Origin of the sequence: Psychrobacter sp. I-STPA6b (genome assembly GCF_020662265.1) — a bacterium.
Taxonomy (GTDB): Bacteria; Pseudomonadota; Gammaproteobacteria; order Pseudomonadales; family Moraxellaceae; genus Psychrobacter.
This window is the reverse complement of the sequence record NZ_VEWM01000074.1, coordinates 1-441: the sequence shown is the minus strand read 5'-3', so window position 1 is coordinate 441 and position 441 is coordinate 1. Positions and strand designations below refer to the sequence as shown.

Here is a 441-nt window from a genome sequence, read left to right as displayed (position 1 = left end):
AAAGAGAGAGGAGGAGGAAGAGGAAGAGGGGGAGAAGAGAAAGGGGGGAAGGGGGGGAAAGAGGAGAGAAGAAAAAAGAGGGGGGGGGGAAGAAAAGAGAAGGAGGGGGGGGAGGAAAGAAAGGAGGGGAGGGGGGGGGGGGGGGGAGGGGGGGAAAGGGGAGAAAAAGAGGAAAGAAGAAGAAGAAGGAGGAGGGGGGAGGGAAGGGGGGAGAGAAGGGGGGGAGAAGAAGGGGGGGGAGGGGGGGAGGAAAGGGGGGAGGGAGAGGGAGAAAGGAGAGGGGAAGGAGGGGAGAGGGGGGAAGGGAGGAAGGGAAGGAAGGAAGGAGGGAGGAGGAAGAAAGGAGGGAAGAAAGAAGGAAGAAAAAGAGGGGGAGGGAAAAAAAGGAAGGGAAAAAATACATATTTTTATCCATCATGTGCTTTCCTCTTTGTCTATAGC

1 protein-coding gene is annotated in these 441 nt (G+C 56.5%); it reads left to right on the top strand.

The genetic code is table 11. From position 1 onward, the window contains the following. The coding region (locus FHK88_RS14520; RefSeq protein WP_227430317.1) for a hypothetical protein at positions 1-441 on the top strand (441 nt) is incomplete at both ends.